This is a genomic window from Natrinema gari JCM 14663 (genome assembly GCF_000337175.1).
GTDB lineage: Archaea > Halobacteriota > Halobacteria > Halobacteriales > Natrialbaceae > Natrinema > Natrinema gari.
In genome coordinates this window covers 191,238-214,904 of sequence record NZ_AOIJ01000051.1, presented here as the reverse complement: position 1 = coordinate 214,904, position 23,667 = coordinate 191,238, and the positions used below count along the sequence as shown (strand labels likewise).

Annotated in this window: 19 protein-coding genes; 8 read left to right on the top strand and 11 right to left on the bottom strand. The window is 67.2% G+C overall.

Annotation, left to right across the window (positions count from 1 at the left end):
- Positions 1-138 precede the first annotated feature (138 nt).
- Positions 139-3,345 (top strand): isoleucine--tRNA ligase, encoded by a 3,207-nt coding sequence (ileS, locus tag C486_RS10810; RefSeq protein ID WP_008456011.1) that lies wholly within the window; start codon positions 139-141, stop codon positions 3,343-3,345.
- 276 nt (positions 3,346-3,621) lie between these two features.
- Entirely contained in the window at positions 3,622-5,718 is a 2,097-nt protein-coding gene (locus C486_RS10805) for a hypothetical protein (protein WP_008456008.1), read from the top strand.
- 107 nt (positions 5,719-5,825) lie between these two features.
- Here C486_RS10805 and C486_RS10800 read toward each other — a convergent pair whose 3' ends face one another.
- The 3 genes from C486_RS10800 to C486_RS10790 form a co-directional block, all read right to left on the bottom strand.
- A complete protein-coding gene (locus C486_RS10800) occupies positions 5,826-6,365 on the bottom strand; it encodes a heme NO-binding domain-containing protein (protein WP_008456006.1) in 540 nt (179 codons plus the stop codon).
- Positions 6,366-6,468: 103 nt separating this feature from the next.
- The gene (gene prs, locus C486_RS10795; protein WP_008456005.1) at positions 6,469-7,326 is read right to left on the bottom strand and encodes a ribose-phosphate diphosphokinase; all 858 of its coding nucleotides are present in this window, start codon (positions 7,324-7,326) and stop codon (positions 6,469-6,471) included.
- 456 nt (positions 7,327-7,782) lie between these two features.
- Positions 7,783-8,637 carry an HVO_0234 family beta-propeller protein gene (locus tag C486_RS10790; protein ID WP_008456003.1) on the bottom strand — a complete coding sequence of 285 codons (855 nt, stop codon included), beginning with the start codon at positions 8,635-8,637 and terminating at the stop codon, positions 7,783-7,785.
- 102 nt (positions 8,638-8,739) lie between these two features.
- Between C486_RS10790 and glmM the strand changes: the two genes are divergently transcribed.
- Positions 8,740-10,116, top strand: a complete 1,377-nt coding sequence (gene glmM, locus C486_RS10785; protein ID WP_008456001.1) for a phosphoglucosamine mutase — start codon at positions 8,740-8,742, stop codon at positions 10,114-10,116.
- A 23-nt stretch (positions 10,117-10,139) separates the two neighbouring features.
- Here the strand turns inward: glmM and C486_RS22320 are convergent, their stop codons facing one another.
- The 4 genes from C486_RS22320 to serA form a co-directional block, all read right to left on the bottom strand.
- On the bottom strand, positions 10,140-10,295 hold the full coding sequence (locus tag C486_RS22320) for a universal stress protein (RefSeq protein WP_008455999.1): 156 nt from the start codon (positions 10,293-10,295) through the stop codon (positions 10,140-10,142).
- Positions 10,296-10,468: 173 nt separating this feature from the next.
- Complete coding sequence (locus C486_RS10780; RefSeq protein WP_008455998.1) at positions 10,469-11,650, bottom strand: DUF7118 family protein; 1,182 nt, start codon at positions 11,648-11,650, stop codon at positions 10,469-10,471.
- A gap of 1 nt (position 11,651) precedes the next feature.
- Positions 11,652-12,020 (bottom strand): phosphoribosyl-AMP cyclohydrolase, encoded by a 369-nt coding sequence (hisI, locus tag C486_RS10775; RefSeq protein ID WP_008455996.1) that lies wholly within the window; start codon positions 12,018-12,020, stop codon positions 11,652-11,654.
- Between the two features lie 208 nt (positions 12,021-12,228).
- Entirely contained in the window at positions 12,229-13,815 is a 1,587-nt protein-coding gene (gene serA / locus C486_RS10770) for a phosphoglycerate dehydrogenase (RefSeq protein WP_008455992.1), read from the bottom strand.
- Positions 13,816-14,039: 224 nt separating this feature from the next.
- On the opposite strand from serA, the gene C486_RS10765 reads away from it, so the two are divergent.
- Positions 14,040-14,495 carry a universal stress protein gene (locus C486_RS10765; protein WP_008455990.1) on the top strand — a complete coding sequence of 152 codons (456 nt, stop codon included), beginning with the start codon at positions 14,040-14,042 and terminating at the stop codon, positions 14,493-14,495.
- Positions 14,496-14,527: 32 nt separating this feature from the next.
- Here the strand turns inward: C486_RS10765 and C486_RS10760 are convergent, their stop codons facing one another.
- Complete coding sequence (locus C486_RS10760) at positions 14,528-15,997, bottom strand: sensor histidine kinase (protein WP_152419159.1); 1,470 nt, start codon at positions 15,995-15,997, stop codon at positions 14,528-14,530.
- Between the two features lie 119 nt (positions 15,998-16,116).
- Positions 16,117-16,806, bottom strand: coding sequence for a hypothetical protein (locus tag C486_RS10755; protein ID WP_008455987.1), 690 nt, complete (start codon positions 16,804-16,806; stop codon positions 16,117-16,119).
- A 118-nt stretch (positions 16,807-16,924) separates the two neighbouring features.
- On the opposite strand from C486_RS10755, the gene serB reads away from it, so the two are divergent.
- Both serB and C486_RS10745 read left to right on the top strand, forming a co-directional pair.
- The gene (gene serB / locus C486_RS10750; RefSeq protein WP_008455985.1) at positions 16,925-17,569 is read left to right on the top strand and encodes a phosphoserine phosphatase SerB; all 645 of its coding nucleotides are present in this window, start codon (positions 16,925-16,927) and stop codon (positions 17,567-17,569) included.
- Positions 17,570-17,768: 199 nt separating this feature from the next.
- Positions 17,769-18,146 carry a hypothetical protein gene (locus tag C486_RS10745; protein WP_014862965.1) on the top strand — a complete coding sequence of 126 codons (378 nt, stop codon included), beginning with the start codon at positions 17,769-17,771 and terminating at the stop codon, positions 18,144-18,146.
- 197 nt (positions 18,147-18,343) lie between these two features.
- Here C486_RS10745 and metX read toward each other — a convergent pair whose 3' ends face one another.
- Both metX and C486_RS10735 read right to left on the bottom strand, forming a co-directional pair.
- A complete protein-coding gene (gene metX, locus C486_RS10740; protein WP_008455982.1) occupies positions 18,344-19,549 on the bottom strand; it encodes a homoserine O-acetyltransferase MetX in 1,206 nt (401 codons plus the stop codon).
- Entirely contained in the window at positions 19,546-20,955 is a 1,410-nt protein-coding gene (locus tag C486_RS10735) for an O-acetylhomoserine aminocarboxypropyltransferase/cysteine synthase family protein (RefSeq protein ID WP_008455980.1), read from the bottom strand. Before C486_RS10735 ends, metX begins: the two co-directional genes overlap by 4 nt.
- Positions 20,956-21,585: 630 nt before the next feature.
- Between C486_RS10735 and C486_RS10725 the strand changes: the two genes are divergently transcribed.
- Positions 21,586-22,818: an MFS transporter gene (locus C486_RS10725; protein ID WP_014862970.1), complete on the top strand. Its 1,233-nt coding sequence runs from the start codon at positions 21,586-21,588 to the stop codon at positions 22,816-22,818.
- Positions 22,819-22,929: 111 nt separating this feature from the next.
- A complete protein-coding gene (locus tag C486_RS10720; protein ID WP_008455977.1) occupies positions 22,930-23,403 on the top strand; it encodes a plastocyanin/azurin family copper-binding protein in 474 nt (157 codons plus the stop codon).
- Positions 23,404-23,667 lie beyond the last annotated feature (264 nt).

Below are 23,667 nucleotides of genomic sequence, written 5' to 3'. Positions count from 1 at the left end.
CACTGATCACACAGCCGTCGTGTGACGGGTGTGCCCGGCTATCAGCGGCTCCGATAGCCGCCGCCAGCGAACGGTGGCGACCGGGCGGTGACCCGCAATATCGATTCCTCTTTACTGTCGGAGGCGATTAGGTGTGGTATGAGCAGGTTCGGCGAGGTCGACGACCAGTACGACCCACACGAACTCGAGCAGCGGGTCTTCGAGTACTGGGACGACGTCGATGCCTACGAGCAGACGGTCGAGCACCGATCGGACGGCGAGTCCTTCTTCTTCGTCGATGGCCCGCCGTACACGTCGGGCTCGGCGCACATGGGAACGACCTGGAACAAGTCGCTGAAGGACGTTTACCTCCGCTTTTTGCGAATGCAGGGGTACGACGTCACCGATCGGCCGGGCTACGACATGCACGGGCTCCCGATCGAGACCCGCGTCGAGGAACGGCTCGGGTTCGAGAATAAACAGGATATCGAGGAGTTCGGCGAGGAGAACTTCATCCAGGAGTGTAAGGACTACGCCGACGAGCAACTCGAGGGGCTCCAGGAGGACTTCCAGGATTTCGGCGTCTGGATGGACTGGGACGATCCCTACCGGACGGTCGAACCCGAGTACATGGAGGCCGCCTGGTGGGGGTTCTCGAAGGCGGCCGACCGCGGACTCGTCGAGAAGGGCCACCGCTCGATCTCGCAGTGTCCCCGGTGTGAGACTGCCATCGCGAACAACGAGGTCGAGTACGAGGACGTCGAAGACCCCTCGGTCTACGTCACGTTCGATCTCGAGGATCGCGAGGGACAGCTCGTCGTCTGGACGACGACCCCGTGGACGATTCCGGCGAACACGTTCGTCGCCGTCGATGAGGACGGCGACTACGTCGGCGTCCGCGCCGAGAAGGACGGCGAGGAGGAACTGCTGTACGTCGCCGAGGCGAAACACGAGTCGGTCCTGCGGGAGGGTCGGTACGACGACTACGAGGTCGTCGAGGAACTGTCCGGCGCGGACCTGCTCGGCTGGGCCTACGAGCACCCGCTCGCCGAGGAGGTGCCCGACCACGTCGACGACGAGGGGGCGTTCGAGGTCTACGCGGCCGACTACGTCGATACCGACGGCGACGGTACCGGGCTCGTCCACTCCGCGCCCGGCCACGGTGAAGTGGACTTCGAACGCGGCCGCGAACTCGGGTTCCCGATCTTCTGTCCGGTCGGCGGCGACGGCGTCTACACCGAGGCGGCCGGCAAGTACGCGGGCCAGTTCGTCAAAGACGCCGATCCGGAGATCACGGCCGACCTCGAGGACAACGGCGCGTTGCTCGCCTCGGGGACGGTCCAGCACAGCTATGGGCACTGCTGGCGCTGTGACACGGGCATCCTCCAGATCGTCACCGACCAGTGGTTCATCACGATCACCGACGTCAAGGACGAACTCCTCGCGAACATCGAGGACAGCGAGTGGCATCCCGAATGGGCCCGCGACAACCGCTTCCGTGACTTCGTCGAGGAAGCGCCCGACTGGAACGTCTCTCGGCAGCGCTACTGGGGCATTCCGCTCCCGATCTGGACGCCCGAAGACCGGGACGACGACGAAGAACGGATCGTCATCAGCGATCGCGAGGAACTCGCGGACCGCGTCGATCAGGACATCGACCCGGACGCCGTCGACCTCCACAAGGACACGGTCGACGATCTGACGATCACCGAAGACGGGACCACCTACACGCGCGTTCCGGACGTGTTCGACGTCTGGCTCGACTCCTCGGTCGCCTCGTGGGGGACGTTAGACTACCCCGCGGACGACAGCCGGTTCGACGACCTCTGGCCCGCCGACCTCATTCTCGAGGCCCACGACCAGACGCGGGGCTGGTTCTGGTCCCAGTTGGGGATGGGGACCGCGGCGCTCGGCGAGAGCCCGTACCAGGAGGTCCTGATGCACGGCCACGCGCTCATGCCCGACGGCCGCGCGATGAGCAAGTCCAAGGACATCCTGATCGACCCCCACGAGGCGATCGATCGCCACGGCCGGGACGTGATGCGGCTGTTCCTCCTCTCGAACAACCCGCAGGGCGAGGACATGCGCTTCGACTGGGACGGGATGCAGACGATGGAGAACCACCTCCGGACGCTGTGGAACGTCTTCCGGTTCCCGCTGCCGTACATGCGGTTGGACGAGTTCGATCCCCAGGAGACGGCGCTGGAGGATGTCGATTCGGACCTCGAACTGATCGACGAGTGGGTGCTCGCCCGCCTCCAGTCCACGAAGGCGGAGATGACCGAGCACTTCGAGGAGTTCCGCCAGGACAAGGCGATCGACGCGCTGATCGAGTTCATCGTCGAAGACGTCTCGCGGTTCTACGTGCAGGCGGTCCGCGAGCGCATGTGGGCCGAAGAAGACAGCGGCTCGAAGACGGCCGCCTACGCGACGATCTACCGCGTGCTCCGGGAGAGCGTTGCCCTGCTCGCGCCCTATGCGCCCTTTATCAGCGAGGAAATCTACGGCACGCTTACCGGCAACGACGGGTTCGACACCGTCCACATGGAGGACTGGCCCGCCGTCGACGAGTACTGGGAGGACACTCAACTCGAGACCGACGTGGCTCTCCTGCGTGCGATCGAGGAAGCCGGCGCGAACGCCCGTCAGCAGGCCGGCCGCAAGCTTCGCTGGCCCGTTCCGCGCGTCGTCGTGGCCGCCGACGACCAGCGGGTCGTCGACGCCGTTTCCCGCCACACCGAACTGCTCGAGGACCGGCTCAACGCCCGGGCGGTCGAACTCGTTTCGCCCGAGGAGCGCTGGGGCGAACTCCAGTACAGCGCCGAGGCCGATATGAGTGAACTCGGCCCGGCGTTCGGCGACCGCGCCGGTCGGGTCATGAACGCGTTAAACGAGGCCCGGATCGACGAGCCGCGCCTCGCGGCGATCGAGGACGCCGTCGGGGACGTGCTCGAGGACGGCGAGGAGATCACCGACGAGATGGTTTCCTTCGTGACCCAGACGCCGGACAGCGTCGCCGGCACCGCGTTTAGCACCGACGGCGACGACCGGGGCGTGGCCTACGTCGACGCCTCGCTGACCGACGACATCGAGAGCGAGGGCTACGCCCGCGAGGTCATCCGTCGCGTCCAGGAGATGCGCAAGGACCTCGAACTCGACGTCGAAGAGCGGATCGCACTCGAGTTCGCGATCGACGACGACCGTATCGCCGACCTCGTCGACGAACGGGAAGACGTGATCCGCGAGGAGGTCCGTGCCGACGAACGTCGGCCCGTCGAGGACGGCCATCGGAAGGAGTGGGACGTCGAGGACGTGTCGATGGAGATCGCGATCGAACCGTTGGCAGCGGCGGAGGCGTCGGACTAGCGAAGCTACCGATCGTCACCGCACACCCGTTCGACGAGGCTGTGTGATCGTGTATCGACCGTCGCAGTCGGTAGTATCGCGGCCGCCGAACGTCGCGAGAGCGACGCGGACGCGAGGCCCTCGGCCCTGAGCAGGGAACGGAGTGGCCCGTGGGCGGTGAGCCGGTTGGTTTTGAGCTGGATATGTGTGTAACCAGTACCGCCCGAAGGGAGTCACCCGAACGTGACAGTGTCGCTGCCACAAACGTCTTGATCGCTGACTCACCAGAACCGAGTAGTGAACTCCCGTGTCGTCGTCCTCGCGGTCGTCGTCTTGCTTGTCGGAAGTCTGCCGGCCGGTGTCGGTGCCGGGGAGCCGTCTCGAGCGGACGACTCGCCGTCGGCAGCCGGCATCGATATCGGGCCCGTCGGCGAGTCGCCCGCCTCGGTTGGGACGAGTGCCGGGTCGACGGCGAGCAGCGACTCCGATGACATCCTCTCCCGGACGACCGTCCTCCGCCACCGGCAGGACGACCCCGACACCTTCGAGGTGGAGACGACGGTTCACATCCCCGAGGCCGTGACGGGACTCGAGATCGAACTCGAGCCGGGCGCGACCGTCGCGGAGACTGCGGGGGTCGAGCGGACGGACGAACGGACGTTCGAGTGGACCGGCGACGCCGACGAGGCGACGATTCGGTACGCGATGCCGACCGAGCGGCGGGGGAGCCAACAGGAGGGGGACGGTTCCGGAGAGGGGTACACGTTCGTCGATACCGGCGACTGGGGCGTGGTGGCGGTTCCGGACGTGTCGCTTTCCTACCGGCGAACCGCGCCCGTCGGACTCGAGCGGACGGTCCGCGTCGACGGCCCGGGCGCGACCGGCGGCGATATCGCTTTCTTCGGCCCGGTAACGGTCCACGAGCGACCCGTCGACGGCGGGACGATCAGGCTGGCCGTCCCCGACGCCGCGACGCTCGAAGCGTCGCCCGAGGCGGTACTGACCGCACTCGCGGACGCACGCGACCGTCTCTCCGTCGGCGCACGGCACGACGAGGTATTCGTGGTCGCGGTGCCGAACGAGATCGACTGGGGCTCGAAGCGCGGACTCCAGTACGGCGAGTCGGACGCGTGGGTCGTCGACGACGCCGCGCTCGACGAGCGGAACCCGGTCTGGCTCCACGAGTACGTCCACATCCGCCAGGACTTCGCCGACGGGACCGAGGTCGACCCCGCGGTGGCGTGGGTTTCCGAGGGCCAGGCGGACTACTACGCCGGTCTGCTCGCCCTCGAGCGCGACGCGACTGACTTCGACGATTTCCGATCGCTCCTCGAGCGCGGCGAGCGCGAGCCGTACGCCGGTGGCGTCCTCGCCGACCGGTCGACGTGGGACCACCCGGAAACCCACTACGCGAAGGGCGCACTCGTCTACGGCGAGCTCGACCGCCGGCTGCGGCTCGCGACGGAGGGTGATCGGACGCTCGCGGACGTGTTCCGGACGCTGAACGCCCAGGAGGACCCCGTGACCGAGGCGGAGTTCATGGACGCGCTCGAGGACGAAGGCGGACCGGCGGTCCGGGCGGCCGCGGAGCGGTACACGCGGACGGCGGAGACGCCCGACATGTGGACGCAGAGCGAACACGAGGCCGCCTTCGGGCAGTCGGTTGCGGTCTTCGAGTACGGACTGGGGTCCGGGCCGATCGACGTAGCCGAGCGAGAATGGCCGCGCTGGTCGGCGTCGGCAACCGGCGGCACCGACGGCGACGACCGCACGCTCATCGCGGTGCCGGCCGGCGAACCCGTGACGGTTCCGAGCGCGGTCGCCAACGTCGGCGAGCGCGAGGGGACCTACGACGCGACGTTACAGGTCGACGGCCGCGTCGTCGATCACCGCCGGGGGACGCTCGCGCCCGGCGAGGATGCGACCCACGCCCTCTCGTGGACGCCGCCCGAGCCAGGCGAATACGATATCCGCGTCGGCTCGGAGCGGCTGACGGCAGTCGTCCGGTCGCCCTCGAGCGTGACCGTGCGGGGGCTGCAGGTCGCGCCCGACAGCATCGAACCCGGCGAGTCGGTGACGGCGACCGCGACGGTCGCGGCTGCCGGCGATCGGCCAGCCGCGGCTCCCATCGCGTTCCGGACGGTCGACGGCGTCGCCGCTGAACGCCCGGTGGCGCTTCGACCCGGCGAGACGACGACGGTCGACACCACCCTCTGGTTCGACGCGGACGGTCAGTACGAGGTCGCCGTTGGCGATCGAACGACAACGGTCGATGTCGGCGGCGACGCTCCGACGACAGTGAGCGAGAAACTGCCCGGCTTCGGCGTGTTGGCGGCGCTGATAGCGATCGCACTCGTGTTCGTCGGGGCGAGAGCGGGCCGTCGGCGCAGCTAGCCGAACCCGTCCCGCTCCGTTCGACGTGAAAGCTGCCCGAACCGGCGTTCGAGAACTCCGGAACGACCGATCGCGTTCCGACGGTGGCGGCGAACGGCCCCTCGCAATCACTCGAGGTCGACGCGGAACCGACACGCGTCGGCTCCGTCGTCGACGCAGGCCGTTTCCGTCACCGCTGCGTCCGCGCCGAACGCGGCGACGACGCCCTCGAGAATGCCGTGGGCGAGCCCGCAGTACTGCTGGTCGCGGTGGGTATCGTAGCTGACGATCGCGTGATCGGCCTCGGACGTACAGGAGAGTTCGGGAAGGGCGGTGTCCTCCGTGGCGGCCTCGATGTCGTCGTAGACGTCCTCGAGTCCGGCGAGCAGTTCGGGCAGGTCCCAGTCACGTTTGATGTGGGCGCTGAACGTCGAGAGCAGCTTCGGGGCGAGTGTCGTCCCGAAGTCGCGCTCGATCGCCCGACGGTCCTGCGTCGCCATCGTCGAGAGCGTCTCGAGGATAGCGTCGATTTCCCTGTCGTCGTAGTGCGAAACGGGGAGATAGAGCTTCGGCTCGAAGCCGGACTGCTCGACGATCGTGTCCCAGGTGCCGTCGTCGGTCCGTTCGACGACGTACTCCTTGAGGGTCTTGTGGACGATTCCGTGCATCTGAGAGTTCCGGTCGTTCTCCGCGACGGTTCGTGTGGCCGAGCCGCGCTCGTGCCACGCGCTAACAACTAGACGCGCGTCTGGGGGCTACTTAATCGTTTACTTACAGGTGTGCCCCGAGCGTCGGTGCGACGGAGACGGTGTCGACGCCCCGCTCGATGGTATCGGTGCCGTAGATTGCTTCGACGCCGGCCCGCGAGAGTTTCGTGACGGCGGTGCGAGCCAGCAGGGGATGAACGCAGGTGACGAAGACCCGGCCGACGTCTCGCTCCTGAAGGACGGCAACGGCTTCGCTCATCGTCGATCCCGTCGCGATGATGTCGTCAACGACGACGACGTCGCGGCCGGCGACCTCGACGTCGCTCGGCGAGATGTCGACTTCGGTCCCGGAGCGGCGGGTCTTCTCGAAGTAGTCGGTCTCGCCCGCCCCGTAGGTCTCCCGCACCGTTTCGGCGAGTTCGATAGCGCCCGCGTCGGGCGACAGGAAAACCGGCTCCGCGAGGTCATCGGGCAGGGGAGCGGCGAGTCGCCCGGCCGCGTCGACCGCCGTCGCCGTCGGCTCGAAGAAGTCACAGACCGCTCGCTCGTGCGGGTTGACGGTCAGTACGCGGTCCGTCCCGGTCGAAATCGCACGCGCGACTGCCCGCGCGGAGACGGGATGGCCCGGTTCGAAGGCCGCGTCCTGCCGGCCGTAGCCCATGTAAGGCAGGACGGTGACGACCTCCTCGACGCCGGCCTCGCGGACGGCGTCCTGCAACTGGAGCACCTCGAGGTGTGCGTCGCTCGAGACCGTCGAGGCGACGATCACCGCCCGCTCCGGCTCGGCCTCGGCGACGCCGGGGACGGCGGCGAGCAGTTCGCCGTCGGGAAAGCGGTCGTACTCGACGGCAGCGAGCGGTTCCTCGAGGTCGCGTGCGAGCGCCGCGGCCAGAGACTGCGACGCGGATCCGCTGATGATCATAGTCGGTGGGACAGCCCGGGGGCTAAACCAGTTTTCGTTCTCGACCGGCCCGTATTCGGTCGGCAGACTCGGTACAGCGCTCGATCGGCCCGCGATATCGGGCGGACCGAGAGCCGTTGCTCACCGTTTCGAGTGCTGGTTCGCCGCGAAAAAGCCCTTCATAGCTTTGCCTTGTGACGAGAAGCGCTTAAACCCCCACCGGCTCGAGACGTGTCGGGCCCGGCCGGTGACCCCACCACGACGGGTCGATCACCCCGTGGCGTCGTCGACCGTCGCGTCGATGGTGTGCGTCCCGTCGTCCCCGTTCCCATCGCTGCCCGTACAGCCGGCGACCGCGCCGGGAAGGGCGGTGCCGGTTGCGGCCAGGAGCCGCCGCCGTGGGTAGTCCCTCGTGTCTCGACCGTGAGTGATCCGGCGTAGGTAACTATACGTCAGACAGCGGCCGCGTTCACGGACTCAGCGCTCCGGCCCTCGCGGCGGGACGGCGAGCCCTGTAATATCGGTGACGCCGAGCAGCCGCGTCCGCCATTCTCCCTCGCTCGCCGAGAGAAACGTTCCGTCGGCCGTGACGGCGTAGACCGTGTCACCGTACCCGAATCCGACGATGGCGTCGCTCGAGCGATCGCTCTGTGCCCACTCGCCGTCGATCGGATACTCATAGCACGTGTCGTCCGCGACCGCGTGTGCGCGCTCGAGTCGTCCGGGTTCCGAGCGCGGGTCCGCCGCGACGGTCTCGAAGGCTCCTCCGAGGAGTTCCATCCAGCCGTTGCCGAGTTTGTAGAGGCCATCGGCGGTGGCGGCCAGCGGCACGCCGGCAGCCGAGACGTCCCGGACGTCGGTCAGTCCGGCGTGATCGAGCCCGCTCCCGTGGACGCGGTAGACGCCGTCATCGGTACCGACGAGGTCGCCGTCGATCGCCCGCACCGTGGCACCGCTCCCGTCCTCGAGCGTGGTCCACTCGTCGGTCCCGGCCGCTCGACGCGCGACGCGGCCGTCCGGATCGGCGGCGATCAGCTCGCGGTCGTCGTAGCCGACGGCGACCGCCGGGCCGAATCCCGTTTCGACGAACGTCTCGTCGTCGGTCCCGTTCCCGCCCTCGAGCGCGTGGACGCGAACGTCGTCGTCGGTCGCGATGGCGACGGCGTCACGGGTCGCTGTAACGTCGCGGGCGTGACAGCGCTCGCAAAGTCCGAATTCGCCGACGGTGTCGCCGGCGACGCGGACGCGGACGACGCCGATCCCGCTCGTGACGTAGGCCGTAATCGCACCCTCGCGGTCGCCGTAGACGCGTTTTTCGTCGATCGAGTCCATACGAACCCGTGGCGGGGACGGGCCGAAAACGTTCCGTCACGGACGGCCACCGTCGGCCGGTTTGCGGAATCCCTTTCAGGAGTCCGGTCGGACTAGGGCGTGATGCAAGTCTTCGGATCGAGTGGGACGCGGGGCGTCGCCAACGAGGAGTTGACGCCCGCGTTCGTCTTGCGCGTCGCGAAAGCGGCGGGGACGACTTGGGGAGACGGGCACGGTGGGGACCGAGTGGCCATCGCCCGCGACACTCGCCATACCGGGCGGATGCTGGCCGACGCGGCCGCGAGCGGGATGGCGAGTACCGGTACCGATGTCGACCGCCTCGGAATCGTCCCGACGCCAGGCGCACAGGCCTACGCCGAACGGGAAGGCGTCCCAGTAATCGTCATCACGGCCTCGCACAACCCGCCGCCGTATAACGGCGTCAAACTCGTCGGTGCCGATGGCGTGGAGCTCTCGATCGCCGACCTCGAGTCCATCGAGGAGACACTGCTCGCCGAATCGTTCACCGTCGCCCCCTGGGACGAGACCGGCCGCGTTCGCGAGATCGACGGCGTGACGCAGGCGTACGTCGACAACCTGCTTGCGGCCGCCGATCGCGACCGGATCGCCGACGCCGACCTCACCGTCGCGCTCGATCCGGGTCACGGCGCGGGATCGCTGACCAGCCCCGAGTTCTTCCGGAAACTCGGTTGTCGAGTGGTCACGGTCAACGCCCAGCCCGACGGCCACTTCCCGGGTCGGGACCCCGAGCCGGTCCCCGACAACCTCACCGATCTCGGCCGCCTCGTCCGTGCGACCGACGCCGACATCGGCATCGCTCACGACGGCGACGCCGATCGCGCCATCTTCTTCGACGAGACCGGCGCGTACGTCGAGGGCGATGCCACGCTCGCCGCGCTCGCAGCCGCCGAACTCGAGGCCGGCGACACCACCGTCTCGGCGGTCAACGTCTCCCAGCGACTCGTCGATGTCGTCACCGAGGTCGGGGCCGACCTCGAGTTGACCCCGATCGGCTCGACGAACATCATCACCCGGATCGAGGAACTCGAGGAAAACGGCGAGCGGGTGCCCGTCGCGGGCGAGGGCAACGGCGGGATCTTCTTCCCCGATTACCGGCTCTCGCGAGACGGTGCCTTCACGGCCGCGCGCTTCCTCGAGTTGGTTGCCGAGCGACCTGTCAGCGAGATCGTCGCGCCCTACGGCGGCTACGTCAACGTCCGCCACAACGTCGAGTACGAGTCGACGGCCGAGCGCGACGCGATGCTCGATGCGGCGGCCAATCAGGCCCAGGCCGCCGACGCGGACCTCAACACGCGTGACGGCTACCGGCTGGATTACGGCGACGCGTGGGTGCTTGCCCGCCCGTCCGGAACCGAACCGCTCGTCCGGATCTACGCCGAGGCCCGCGACGGTGACCGCGCCGAGGAACTCGCCGGCGACATGTACGATGCGCTGGCCGCTGCGAAGGCCGACGTCTGAATCCGTTCGACCGCTACGCCCACTCACGGCACGATCGTCATCGGACCCTCCACGCGCCGCGTGACCGCTTCCACGACGCTCCCCAGCAACAGCCGCGAAACGCCGGCTTTTCCCTCGTTGCCCTCGACGACGCTGCCGTAGTTCGTCTCGAGATCGGCAACCGCGAAGACGACGGGCACTCGATCGGCGGGGACCCACTCGAGGGCGTACTCGAAGCAGCCCGCGCCGGCCCGGAGTCGTCCATCGGGACGAGAACGTGTCTGCTCATCCGTGTTCTTCGGTCGGCAGCAGCTACAGAGCGGGGCTACCGGCGTCCGTCCGCGGCATGCAGCGGCCGGCGGCGATCGCCGCTCTAAATCGGGTCCTCGATCTCGAGCGCGTCCTCGAGCCGGTCCCGTTCGGTGCGCAGGGCCTCGAGTTCGTCCGCGACGCGGCCGTCGCGCAGCCGCTCGCGTTCGGCGGGCGTGAGCTGTGTAACCGCCTGTGCGGCGGTCTGCAGGCGATCGTAGTCGGGGTCGGTCGCGAGTAGGCGGACCTCGCGCAGGGCCGCGACGGTGTCTTCGTCGGCGATCCGGGCGACGAACGGGCGATACTCCCGCGCCCGGCGGCGCAGTGCGCCGGCCGGCTCCGGCGGCCAGTCGATCGTCAGCGGCTCGGCGTCGATCCCGTCGAGATACGTTTGCTGTGTCGCAACCGACCGCTTGAGTTCGTCCGCGCTGTCGACGTAGTGGGAGAGTTTCGACCGGGAGTAATCGGCGTACTCGAGCAGTTCGGGAATCGTATACTCGCCGGCCGGGTCGTCGTGGACGTATCCCGCCAGATCGGCGGGCGGTTGCTCGTAACTCACGAACGGATACCACCGGCTCCGCTCGAGCAGGGCGAACACCTCGCGTGCGCTCGCCGTGAGCCGATACTCCTGAAAGGCCTCGCGGATCGCCTCGTTGTACGTCTCGATCGGGTCTCGGAGCCGCTCGACCGGAGCGTCGAGGTCCGCGTTCGCCAATTCGAGCAGCCGTTCGCGCTCGTCGATTTCGTCGTCAAGTCCCCGCAGCCGTTTGGCGGCCGCTTTTCGGGCCTCCGCTAACTCCTCGCGGGCGGCCTCGCGTTCGTCTACCAGGTCGGCGTACTCGGCGGCCGGCTCGAGACAGTCGTGGGCGCGCTCGAAGTCGGACTCGCTGAGCCGGCGCTTGTCGATCGCCTCGAGGGCGTCCTCGAAGACCTCGTACTCGGGGAGGTCCTCGGCGAGGCCGGAGACGAGTCCGTCGAACTTGCCCTCGAGTTCGATGTACGCCTGGAAGTTCTCCTTGCCGGTGCCGGTCGCCCGGTCGACGTAGTCCTCGAGGAGCGTCGTCGCGTTGCGGTAGGCCGCGGTCACTGCCTCGACGGTCTCCTCGCCGTGGTCTTCGATCCGTTCGTCCGCCGTCGCGAATCGCTTCCGGGCGGCTTCGAGTGACTCGAGGGGCGTCGGCTCGCCGTCGGCACGCCGGTCGGGAGCGCTCGCGTCGGCGTCGGCAAGAGGGGCGCGGTCGCTCATTTCACTCGTAGACCGCGTCGGGGTCAAACACTTGTTCGCCGACGTTCTCGCCCTCGATCGTCCGGTGAAAACACGAGCGGTGGCCGGTGTGACACGCGCCACCTTCCTGGTCGACCAGATAGAGGAGGGTGTCGGCGTCGCAGTCGACCCGGATCTCCGCGACGGTCTGCACGTGGCCGCTCGTCCCACCCTTCTCCCATAACTCGTCCCGACTCCGCGAGTAGTAGTGGGCCCGCCCCGTCTCGCGGGTCCGCTCCAAGGCCGCCGGCGAGACGTACGCGAGCATCAGCACCTCGCCGGTGTCGGCGTCCTGTGCCACGGCGGGGACGAGGCCGTCCTCGCCGAAATCGACCGAAACGTCGTCGTCCATACTCGAGACGTTGTTCGTCCGAGCGATAGGTCTTTTGCCGCGATCGGCTCTCGGATGGACTGACCGACCGATCGGGGTCCGAACTCCCCTGCGGTTCGTGTGCCGGATCCGCGGTCGCGGCGCGTAAGCCGGCCGTTGCGCCGCGTCGCGGCTCGTCGAGGCGAGCAGTCAAGGGAGAACTACCCCACTCGATTCCGTCCGCGGGCCCTCAGCTCTGCCCGTTCAGCGTGATGTCGCTGACGCCGATGACCCGGTCGTCTTCCTCGAGTTCCGCCTTGGCCGCGTCGGGGACCTCGCTGTCGACGTTGTAGACGGTCAGGGCCTCGCCGCCGATGGTCTCGCGGGCGTTGAACATGCCGGCGATGTTGACGTCATAGTCGCCCATCACGGAGCCGATGAGACCGATGACGCCGGGTTCGTCCGTGTTGCGCGCAACGACCATCCGGCCGTGGGGAATGGCGTCGACGCGGTAGCCATCGATGCGGACGATCCGCGGATCGTCGCCGGCAAAGAGGGTCCCGTCGACCGAAACCTCGCTGTCGTCGTTGCTGACGGTCACGGAGACGAGACTCTGGAAGTCCTCGGCCTGGCGGGTCTTGGATTCGGTGACGTCGACACCCCGATCCTCCGCGATCTGGGGCGCGTTGACCGCGTTGACCTGCCACTCGAGGGGCTGGAAGACACCCTTGAGCGCGCTCGCGGTGACGAACTCGACATCTTCGTCGGCGATGTCGCCTTCGTAGACGACTTCGATGTCTTCGATGCGGCCCTCGAGCAGTTGGGCGGCGACCTTGCCGGCGGTCTCCGCGAGGTCGATGTAGGGCTCGACGCGGGGGAACGCGCTCTCGTCGATCGAGGGGGCGTTCAGTGCGTTCGCGACGGGCTCTCCGACCAGTGCGGCGTTGACCTGGGCCGCCGTCGAGGTGGCGACGTTCTCCTGGGCGGCCTCCGTCGACGCGCCCAGATGGGGCGTCACGATGATCCCGTCGTGCTCGAGCAGCGGCGACTCCGCCGCCAGGGGCTCCTCGGCGAAGACGTCGATCGCCGCGCCGGCGAGGGTGCCGTCCTCGACCTTGGCGGCGAGGGCGTCCTCGTCGACGACGCCGCCGCGGGCGCAGTTGACCAGGTAGCCGTCGCCCAGCAGATCGAGTTCGTCCTCGCCGATCAGCCCCTCCGTTTCGGGGGTCAGCGGCGTGTGGACGGTCACGAAGTCGGCGGCCTCGAGACACGGCTCGAACTCGACGAGTTCGGCACCGATGCGCTCGGCGCGCTCCTCGCTGATATAGGGATCGTAGGCGACGACGTCCATGCCAAGCGAGTCGAGTTTCTTGGCGACCTCCTGGCCGACGCGACCGAGTCCGACGACGCCCAGCGTCTTGCCGTTGAGTTCGGTCCCGAGGTAGTCGCTTTTCGCCCACTCGCCGTTTTTCAGGCGGATGTGGGCCTGGGGGATCGAGCGGGCGGTCGCGAACGTCATCGCGACGGTGTGCTCGGCGGCCGCGCGAACGTTCCCTTCGGGCGCGTTGGCGACGATAACGCCGTGGTCCTTCGCGGCGTCGATATCGATGTTATCGACACCGATCCCGGCGCGGCCGACGATCACGAGGTCCTCGGCGGCCTCGAGAACCGCCGCGGTGACCTCGGTTCCGGAGCGAACGATCAGTCCGTTCGCGTCGGCTACCGCCTCGAGGAGGTCGTCGCCTTCGAGTTCGTACCCCGTTTCGACTTCGTGGCCGGCCTCTCTGAGTACGTCCAGACCCGCGTCCGCGATCGGGTCCGTGACGAGTACCTTCATGCGCGAGACAATCGTGCGGAGCACGTAAACCCTTCCGTTGTGGTCGGGGGCGGCAAAAAATACCGCTGTCCGTCACACTCACACTCCGCGACTGCGGCCGGTCCCACGGCCCGGTCGTCGTCGGCGCTCCGCCGTTCGGCGTGGGCCGACCGATCCGACGCGGAACTCCCACGACGCAGGAATTGTGGGGCATACCTATCTGTCGAGCGCGTGTCCTATCCCGTATGTACGATCGGGTCTTGCTGCCGACCGACGCTGCGGAGGGCACGGAACTGGCGACCGAACACGCGATCGCCCTCGCCGAACACACCGATGCGGAGCTCCACCTGCTGTACGTCGTCGACAGCGACGTCTACAACACGTACAGCGGCGACGAATACGTCCACGAGTTCGAAAGCCTCGAGGCCGCACTCGAGCACGTCGGCGAGGAGGCCCTCGAGTCGGCGGCCGACGCGGCACGGGAGGCGGGACTCGAGCCGACGACGGTCGTCAGACACGGTCGGCCCCACGAACAGATCCTCTCGTATGCCGACGAGGCCGCCGTCGATCTGCTCGTTATGGGATCGAAGGAACGGTCGGGCGAGTACCGCCAACTGCTCGGGAGCGTCACCGATCGCGTCGCACGGCTGGCTAGCCGGCCGGTGACGATCGTCAAGACGCCGGTCGAGGACGACGACTGAGGTCGGCCGGGCCGATCGATTCGCAGGGCGGCTCACGGGAACTGTGCTCTCGGGAGGCAGACGGTGACACAGCTTCCGGTGCCGTCGGACCGCGGTTCGTAGTCCAGATCCCCGCCGTAGTCGTCGACGATCAGGCTGGCGAGCCAGAGTCCGAGTCCGTTGCCGTGTCTGACCTGTGTGATCTGCTCGTCGTTGAAGATACCCGTCCGATCGGACGCGGGAATCCCGGGGCCGGTATCGAAGACGCGAACGCCGACCGTGTCGGCGTCGACGTTGCTGACGCTGATCTCCACCGTCGGATCGGAGTCCTCGGCGTGGACGATCGCGTTCTGGATCACTTCTTCCAGGACGGTGTTCAGGCGGGAATCGGCGGCGATCGTGGCATCGACCGACTCGGAGACCGTGATCGAACTCGCGGGATACTGCGTCCGGAGGTCCGCGACGACCGTTTCGAGGATGTCTCGGACATCGATCGCCGTCCGGGTCCTTTCCTCGTCGAGGGTGGCATCGGCGAGCTGTTTCGCGGTTTCGGTCGTGTCGATCAGCGCGCTCGACGTGGCCGCGATTTCGGCCGCGTACTCGCGGTGGGTGTCGTTCTCGACCGCCGAGCGGAGGGTTTCGGCGAATCCGTTGATGATGTTGAGGTCGTTTCGAAGGTTGTGTCGGAGCAGTCGATGGAGGACCCGAAGGTGTCGTTCACGCAGTTTGAGGGCGGTGACGTCCCTCCCTTCGGAAACGAGCAGCTGTATCTCTCCGTTCCGGTCGGTGATCGGGCGGATCGAGAAATCGATAAGCGCGGTTCGATCGGCCCCTTGGACTCGGAGTTCGTCCCGGAACAGTTCCCCTTGTCTGGCGCGCTCGACTCCTTCGATTGCCGTTTCGCGTGCGGCGTCGCGCAACTGAAACCACGCCGTCTCCCAGACCGGTTCACCGACGACGTCGTCGAGTTCGAGGTCGCCGAACGACAGCGCCGTCTCGTTTACTTCGAGGATCGTCCCGTCGGGCTCGAGAAGCCCGGTGAACTGGTAGGTGTTGTCGAAGACGGCCTCGAAGCGGCGCTCTCGCGCCTTCCGATCGGAAATGTCGCGGAACAGCCCCGTAAACAGGCGCTGTCCCTCGTGTGTATGTTCCCGAATGCTCACCAGGACGGGAACCTCGTGGCCGTCCTCGTGTACCGCGGGGAGTTCGATCCCGTCCCAGTCGATCTGTCGCTCGCCCGTCCGGAGGTACGTCTCGAGGCCGTCAGCGTGGGCCGACTCGAGCCGCTCGGGGATGACCGTCATCTTCGAGGAGCCGATCAGTGCCGCGGGACTGTAGCCGAGGATGTCCTCGATCGCGGGGTTTGCGAACACGATCGTGCTCTCCTCGTCGACCGTCAGCAGCCCCTCGGACGTGTTCGCCACTAACTGCTGGAAAAAGCCGCTTTCGTCGAACGAACAGAGCGGGGACTCGAGGGACTCGCTCGCGGTCGGTCCGTCGCCCGCTCGGTCGTCGCTGGCCACGCGACGGTAACGTGCCGGGCGCATTATATAAACACCGGACATCGAGGGGTGCCCGTATCGCCCGACGACGCGGATGTCGACGGTGGTGCATGCGGCCCCAAGCCGGCTTGATCGGACGATTACTCGTCGCCCGCCGGTCGCAGCCGCGGAAGAGCGGCGACTCCGGCACCGATCAGGGCGAACGTGAGAACGGTTCCGCCGACGGTGACGATCAGGGAGAGATCCGTCGCGACAGTGATCGCGCCCTCCTCCATGCCTTCGGTCCCCGTCTCGGGCGTCCACCGGGCGAGGACCGAGAGTCCGCTGGCTAAGACGACGTAACTCGCGCAGCACGCACCGACCGCGAGTCCGCCCTCCCGGCGCGTCTCGAGGGCGACGTACCGGATGAGGACGTAGCCGGCGGCGAGCAGGACCACCGCCGGAAGCAGCGCCGAGACGGGCGAGACGAGGACGACGGGATACATTCCGAACCCGTCGATCGGTTCGCCGCCCTGTTGAATCGTCACGCCGTGGTTTGCCAGTGTCGTGAGTCCCGCGATGATCCAGTTACTCGGGTCGGAGTCGCCCTGTCCGTACGAACCCATTGCGGCGTACGCCGTGCTCAACTGGTAGAACACGGCGAACACGATCGCGAACGCGCTCACGCCCGCGACGGACCCGGCCGTCCAGGGGGCGACCGTGACGCGCCGGTCGCCGGCGTCGGGCGCGGGTCGTTCGTCTTCAGCCGCGTCAGCGTCGCTCTCAGGGGGTGTCGCTTCGTCCTCGAGACGCGGTCCCTTGTCGTACTCGAACCGTCGATTCTGCGACATGTGTACGGCAACGAAGCCGGGGGGATAATACGTTTCGGTCGATCGACACGTGGAACGAGCGTGTCGTGGCGGCTGGAAACCTGAACTGGTTTATTCGGGGGCCGACAACCGGGCCACCATGACAGTCGTCGCTTTCGACTTCGACGGGACGCTTTCCGACTCCGAGATGACCGTGCTGCTTGGCGACCGCCGCAGCGTCGCCGAGGACATGGCCGACATCACCGACCGCGCGATGAACGACGAGATCGGCTACGCCGAGAGCCTCCGCAGGCGCGCGGCCCTGCTCGAGGGGCTCCCCGAGGCCGAGGCCGACGCTGCCTTCGACGAGGTCGTCCTCCGGGCGGGCGCTGCCGACCTCATCGAGGAACTGAACGACGCGGGCGTTACGACCGCCATCCTCACGGGCGGATTCGAACGCGGCGTCGCGGCCGCCTTGGAGCGCGAGGGGGTCTCCGTCGATCACATCGTCTCGAATCGGCTCCCGATGCGGGCGGGCGAACTCACGGGTGCGGTCGACGGGCCGCTGATCGAGGGCACCAAAGACGACGCGCTCGCCGACCTCGCCGACGATGTGGGCGTCGACCTCGCGGACACCGTCGCGGTCGGCGACGGGGCCAATGACCTGCCGATGCTCGAGGTCGCCGGTCTCGCGATCGGCTTCGAACCCAAGCCGGCGGTCGAACCCCACTGCGACGTCGTCGTCACGTCGATGGCCGAGGCCCGCGAGACGCTCGTCGAAGACGGCGTACTCGCCGACCACTAATCCGACCGGACTACTCCCGACTTGTCGATCGTAACCCGTTGTTATGTGCTCGCACCCGACGCTCGAGTCGCGGCTGAGCGGCGCTTCGCATCGCTGCCCGCGGGTCTCGATCGAACGCTCGTCGATTCGTGAATATCCGCTCTAATTGCCTATTTCTCGACCGAGAAAGTTTTAACTCGAACTCGAGTAAGCGTTTTTGATGATGTGGCAGGACTTCGTCTTCATGTTCGGAAGCGGCTTTTCGATCGTCTTTCTCGCGCCGACGTTGCGCGACCCGAACGCACGGGTCCCCCTCGGCACGAGTCTCCCCTCGATGGGGATCGGGTTCGTCTACAGCCTGACCTTCTTTACGCTGGGCATGACCTTCTCGGCGGCCGGCGCGTTCGCCGCCGGCTCGATGTGGTCGCTGATCGCCCTGTTCCGGTCCCCGCAGGGGGTCTCGATGAACCTGTTCGCCCGGGAGAACCTCGCGCTGTTCGTCTCCGATCTCCAGTACTGGCTCGCCCATCGGCGCTCGCCCGGCTCTCACGTGGAACAGTACGTTGCGCTCGAGCAGGGTCGCGACCAACAGTACTGATTCCGCGTCGCCCACGGTTCCGTGCTGAACCCGCCATGCTACCGTTCCACGGTCGTGACTGCCCGTGTGCGTTCGTCTCGACCCAGGTATGAAACCGATTGTTCGGTCTAGTGAGCGACTCGACTCCCATGCGTCGACGCGAACCGATCGTTACTCGACTTTCGCCATCACCGTCTTGGTTTCGAGCTGGCACGATCTCACTCGGAGAAGAGGCTCGTGTGCACAGGCGCGAACTCGGTGGACTCGTCGGACTCCGGGGCCGTATCCGTGATCGCGCGCCCGGCGAGTCCCTCCTCGAGCAGATTCGACAGCGGTGGGCCGACTTTTTCCGGTTCGACGAGGAAGGCATCGTGGCCGTGGTCGGATTCGACCACGTGGTGTGCGACGTCGACGGCGGCCTCGCGACAGGCCCCCGCCAGCGATTCGGCTTGGTCGACGGTGAAGTGCCAGTCACCGGTAAACGAGAGCACGAGGAGTTCGCCCTCGAACGCCGCCAGCGCGTCGGCGTCGGACTCGTACCCGGCCGCCAGATCGAAGTCGTCCATCGCGCGGGTCAGATAGAGGTAGCTGTTGGCGTCGAACCGATCGGTGAACTTGTCGGCTTGATAGTCCAGATAGGACTCGACCTCGCGATACGGGAAGAAGGCCGCGGCGGGGTCCGGCGGCTCCTCGCGGACCGCTTCCCGGCCCGCCGATCGGCGACCGAACTTCCGGCCCATCGATGCCTTCGAGAGGTACATGATGTGGCCGATCTGGCGCGCTCGAGCCAGCCCCTCCTCTGGTCCCGGCCCGTCGTAGTAGTGGCCGCCGTTCCAGTTGGGATCGCCCGTGATCGCCCGCCGGGCGACGGTATCGAGTGCGAGACACTGGGCGTCGAGACGGGCGGCGCTGGCGACCACGCCGGCGCGTTCGACATCGTCGGGGAACCGGCGCAACCAGTCGAGGACGTTCATCCCGCCGACGCTGCCGCCGACGACGGCGTGGAGTCGGCCGACCCCGAGTTCGTCCAGCAGCAGCCGCTGGGCGCGGGTCCAGTCGCCGACCGTGACCGGCGGATAGTCGGTCCCGTAGGGCTCGCCCGTCTCCGGGTTCTCGCTCGCCGGGCCGGTCGTCCCGTAACACGATCCCGGAACGTTCGCACAGATGACGTAGTACTCCGTCGTATCGATCGCTTTCCCGGGACCGACGACATCGCCCCACCAGGCGCGCGCCTGGCCAGCGGTTTCGCCTCCCGAATCGGGCCGGCGAGCGACGTGGGCGCTGCCGGTCAGCGCGTGACAGATTACGACCGCGTTGTCGCCGGTAAAGTCGCCGTAGGTCTCGTACGCGATCTCGAAGTTCGGAATCGATTCCCCCGAGAGGAACTCGAACGCCCCGAGGCTGGCCGTCTCCTTCGTCGTCACGCTGTCTCACCCGCCGCCCGCGTCGCCGCCGCGATCGCTCCTTCGAGATCCGCCAGGATGTCCTCGGGGTCCTCGATCCCGACGGACATCCGAATCAGATCGGCCGTGACGCCCGCTTCCGCGCGTTCCTCGGGCGTAAGCTGGCCGTGGGTGGTACTGGCGGGATGGATCACCAGCGTCTTGGCATCCCCGATGTTCGCGAGGAACGAGGCCAACTCGACGTTCTCGCAGAAGGCCTTGCCCGCCTCGAAGCCATCCTCCAGCCCGAACGCGACCATGCCGCCGTCGTCCTCGAGATACCGCCGTGCGTTGTCGTGGGTTGGATGGTCCTCGAGCCCGGGGTACGTGACCCAGGCGACGTCCTCGTGGTCGTCAAGGTACGCCGCGACGATGGCCGCGTTCTCGCAGTGTTTCTCGACGCGAAGCGGCATGGACTCGAGTCCCTGTAACGTTTGCCAAGCGTCGAACGGGGACTGCTGGTTGCCCAGACTGCGCAGCGAGCGGAACCTGGCCGCGGCGGCGAAGGGAGCGTCAGGGAAGTCCCGCGAGAAGTCGACGTCGTGGTAGGCGTGGTTCTGACCCGCGATCTCGTCGTAGCCGTGGTCGCCCCAGGGAAAGGAGCCGCCGTCGACCAGCACGCCGCCGACGGTCGTGCCGGAGCCGTGGAGCCACTTGGTCGTCGACTCCCAGACGATGTCGGCTCCGTGCTCGAGCGGCCGACAGAGCGCCGGCGTCGCGAACGTGTTGTCCACGACGAGGGGGACCCCGTTCTCGTGGGCGATCTCGGCAAGGCGTTCGAAGTCTGGCGTCACCAGCGACGGGTTGCCGATCGTCTCGACGTGGACGAAGGCGGTGTCCTCGTCGATGGCCGCCTCGTAGGCGTCGTACTCGAGGGTGGGGACGAATTTCGGCTCGATGTCCCGTCGGGTCGCGGTCTTCGAGAAGTAGGCCGTAGTCCCGCCGTAGGTATCGGTCGAACAGACGACGGTATCGCCGGCTTCCGCGAGGAGCAATACCGCGGCGTCCAGTGCCGCCATACCGCTGCCCGTCGCGACCGCCCCGGCACCGCCCTCGAGATCGGCGAGACGCTCCTCGAGCGTGGTGACCGTGGGGTTGGCCATCCGCGAGTAGATGTAGCCGTCGTCTTCGAGGGCGTACCGAGCGGCGGCGGTGTCGGCGTCGTCGAAGACGTAGGAGGTCGTCTGGTAGATCGGCGGTGCCATCGCACCGGTTTCCGGGTCCGGGGACTGGCCCGCATGGACGCTCCGCGTGCCGAGGCCGCGCTCGCCGTCGGCGGCTTCGTCGTCCCTCGAACGACCCCGTTCCGCGCTGCCGTCCGCCGGCGGTGCCGCCGACGGTTCGGTCTCGCCGTCGGCGTCGTGCCCGTCGCTCACGTCGTCACTCATGTTTAGTATGCATACTCCTATGGGCATATATGCGTCGTAGTAACGGCAAAAACCGCAGGCTATGCGTGTCACGCGTGCACGAGAGAACTACTCGAGTCTCGAGTCGCCGTCTTCGCTGCCGGTGGCGTGTCCACCCGCTCGTGCAGCCAGCATGACGGTTGCATTCGGTCGCTGCCGTCTCTCACCCGACTCATCAGTCCCCCTGTCTCGGCCTCGTGTTTGAGTCCCGCGAGCCTCGTCCGAACGGACCCGGACTCGGCCTCGAGACCCCCACTTTCGGGTAGACCGCGACGCAACTCACGAACTCGTCGCCGTGTTGAATGGGAGCGAACGTCCAATAGCCATCGAGCGTAGCACCGGCCGAAACCAGCCGTGCACGCCCCTCATCCCGAACGGGCGTCGTTTCGGTACCCAGGATCGAACCCGGGTCCTCGTCGACGGAAGTGAACGTTTTGCCGAGGACGGACACCTGTGGCGAGGAGTTGCCGACGGGTCGCCGTCATCGAACGTGAGACGGCGACGACGACCGAACGCGTATCGGTTCCGCCCGTCTCGCCGTGTATGGTACTGCCCGAACCGGTTCGGTCCGAGACGAACGACTTGATAGTTCCCGAGCACGAAGAGCACGCCGTGCACTCGAGTGACCGCGATCGGATCGTGCTCGCCGCCCTGGTCTTCGCGGTGTTGTTCTCGCAAGTGCTGCTCTATCCGGGTGTCGCGACGCTCGTCGAGACGCTGGGTGCCGACGCGACGGCGTCGGCGTTCGCGGCGACCCCGCTGGACGCGAGCATGTGGTTTCTGGTCGCCGAGTTCGCCGCCTACGTCTCGTTCGTCGGCGTCTGGGGCGTCATGAGTGATGCGACCGGTCGGCGTACGCCGTTTATCGTCGCCGGTTCGATCGCCGGCGCGGTCGGGTATGCCGCCCTCGCCGCCGTCCCAACCGTCGGCTCGATCCCTTTCGAGGGAGTACTCCTCCTGCGAATCGTCCAGGGAGCGATGACCATCGGCGCGTTCTCCCTGACGATGACCATGCTGATGGACTTGGAGGGCGGTCACGGTCGGAACATGGGTGCGGCGGGGATCGCCATCGGGCTCGGGGCCGCCCTCGGCGCTCCGGTCGGCGGCCAGCTCACGGCGGTCGATCCAGTCGCGCCGTTGCTCGTCGCCGCCGGTTTGCTGGTTTGCGTCGGCGGCCTCGTCTCGCTCGTCGGTGATCGCGCTCCCGACGAGCACCGACGCGTTCGAGCCCTCGTCGACGGCATCCGCCGCCGGCCGACGCTGTCGATCCCGTACGCCTTCGGCTTTGTCGACCGGCTCACCGCGGGGTTTTTCGCCCTCGTGGGCACCCTCTACTTTCAGGAGACGTTCGGCCTCGGCGCGGGAACGACCGGACTCCTGTTGGCGTGCTTTTTCGCACCCTTTGCCATCCTGCAGTATCCGATGGGAGCCCTCTCGGACCGGATCGGCCGGACGGTGCCGATCGTCGTCGGCTCGGTGTGTTACGGCGGCGGTATCCTCCTCGTCGGGGCTTCGCCGTCGGTCCCGACCGCGGCGATCGCGATGGCCGGCGTCGGCGTCCTCGGGGCGCTCGTCGCCCCCGCGACGATGGCGCTGGTCACCGACCTCGCCGACGAGAGCGAGCGCGGCGTCGCCATGGCCGGGTTCAACCTGGCCGGCAGCCTCGGCTTCCTCGGCGGCTTCCTCGTCGGCGGCACCGTTGCCAGCAGCTACGGCTACGATCTCGCCTTCCTCGTCGTTGGCGGCCTCGAGATCGCGATCGCCGTCGTCACCGTGCCCGTGTTCCTGCGGCTCTCGCTCGAGCCCACCGACCGGTTTCGATCGAGCGATCGCGAAAACGCCTGATCGCAGACCCGCTCGATCCTGTCCGATAGTTCTACATTGTGCTACGTAGTCGCATAACGTTGTATGGGGAGAAGGTATCAATTTTTATGTTGTCAGGCCCAACCCCCGGTGATGGCACGAGATAACCCGGTTTCGCGGCGGACAGCGCTGAAGCTTACTGGTGCGGCAGCATCGACGGCGCTCGTCGCCGGTTGTAGCAGCGGCGGCAACGGTAACGGTAATGGTGACGGCAACGGTGGCAGTGAGGGCCCGTACGAAATCAAGTCCGGAAAGACCATCAAACTCAAATCGAAGGCTCAGTCCTGGGAAGGCGTCGCGCCGTCCCAGATCGAAGGTGTGGAGAATCCCGACCTCAGCCTCGCCGAGGGCGAGAAATACACGATCGAGTGGGTAGAGAACGCGGGGGGCACACACAACCTTGCGGTCTACGACGACAGCCAGAAGTCCGTCGCAGGACCGACGAAAAAGACCAACGACAGCAAACCCGGCCTGTCCGTTGAGTTCAAAGCCTCGAGCGATACGGTCGAATACGTCTGTCAGCCCCACTATAAGGTCGGGATGAAAGGCAGCATCGAACTGCAGTAATTCGGCGCGGTTTTTCGGTTCTCGCCTTTTCGATACTGATGCGTCGTCGAAGACTGAGCGGGGTCCGGTGTCCGAACCGCTCGCGAGTATGCAATCGAACCGAGGACTGCCGTCCTGTTCAGCGGGATCTATCGACGCGTCGACCTCACGCTGTCGCAAATCAGTGCGATATCGAAGTCCGATAACGCCGGTCTCGTGGTTTCTCTCCGTTTCGGTTCCGCCGGTCGCTGCGCGGCGGCTCGGTTGCAGCCGGTCTGTGCGAGC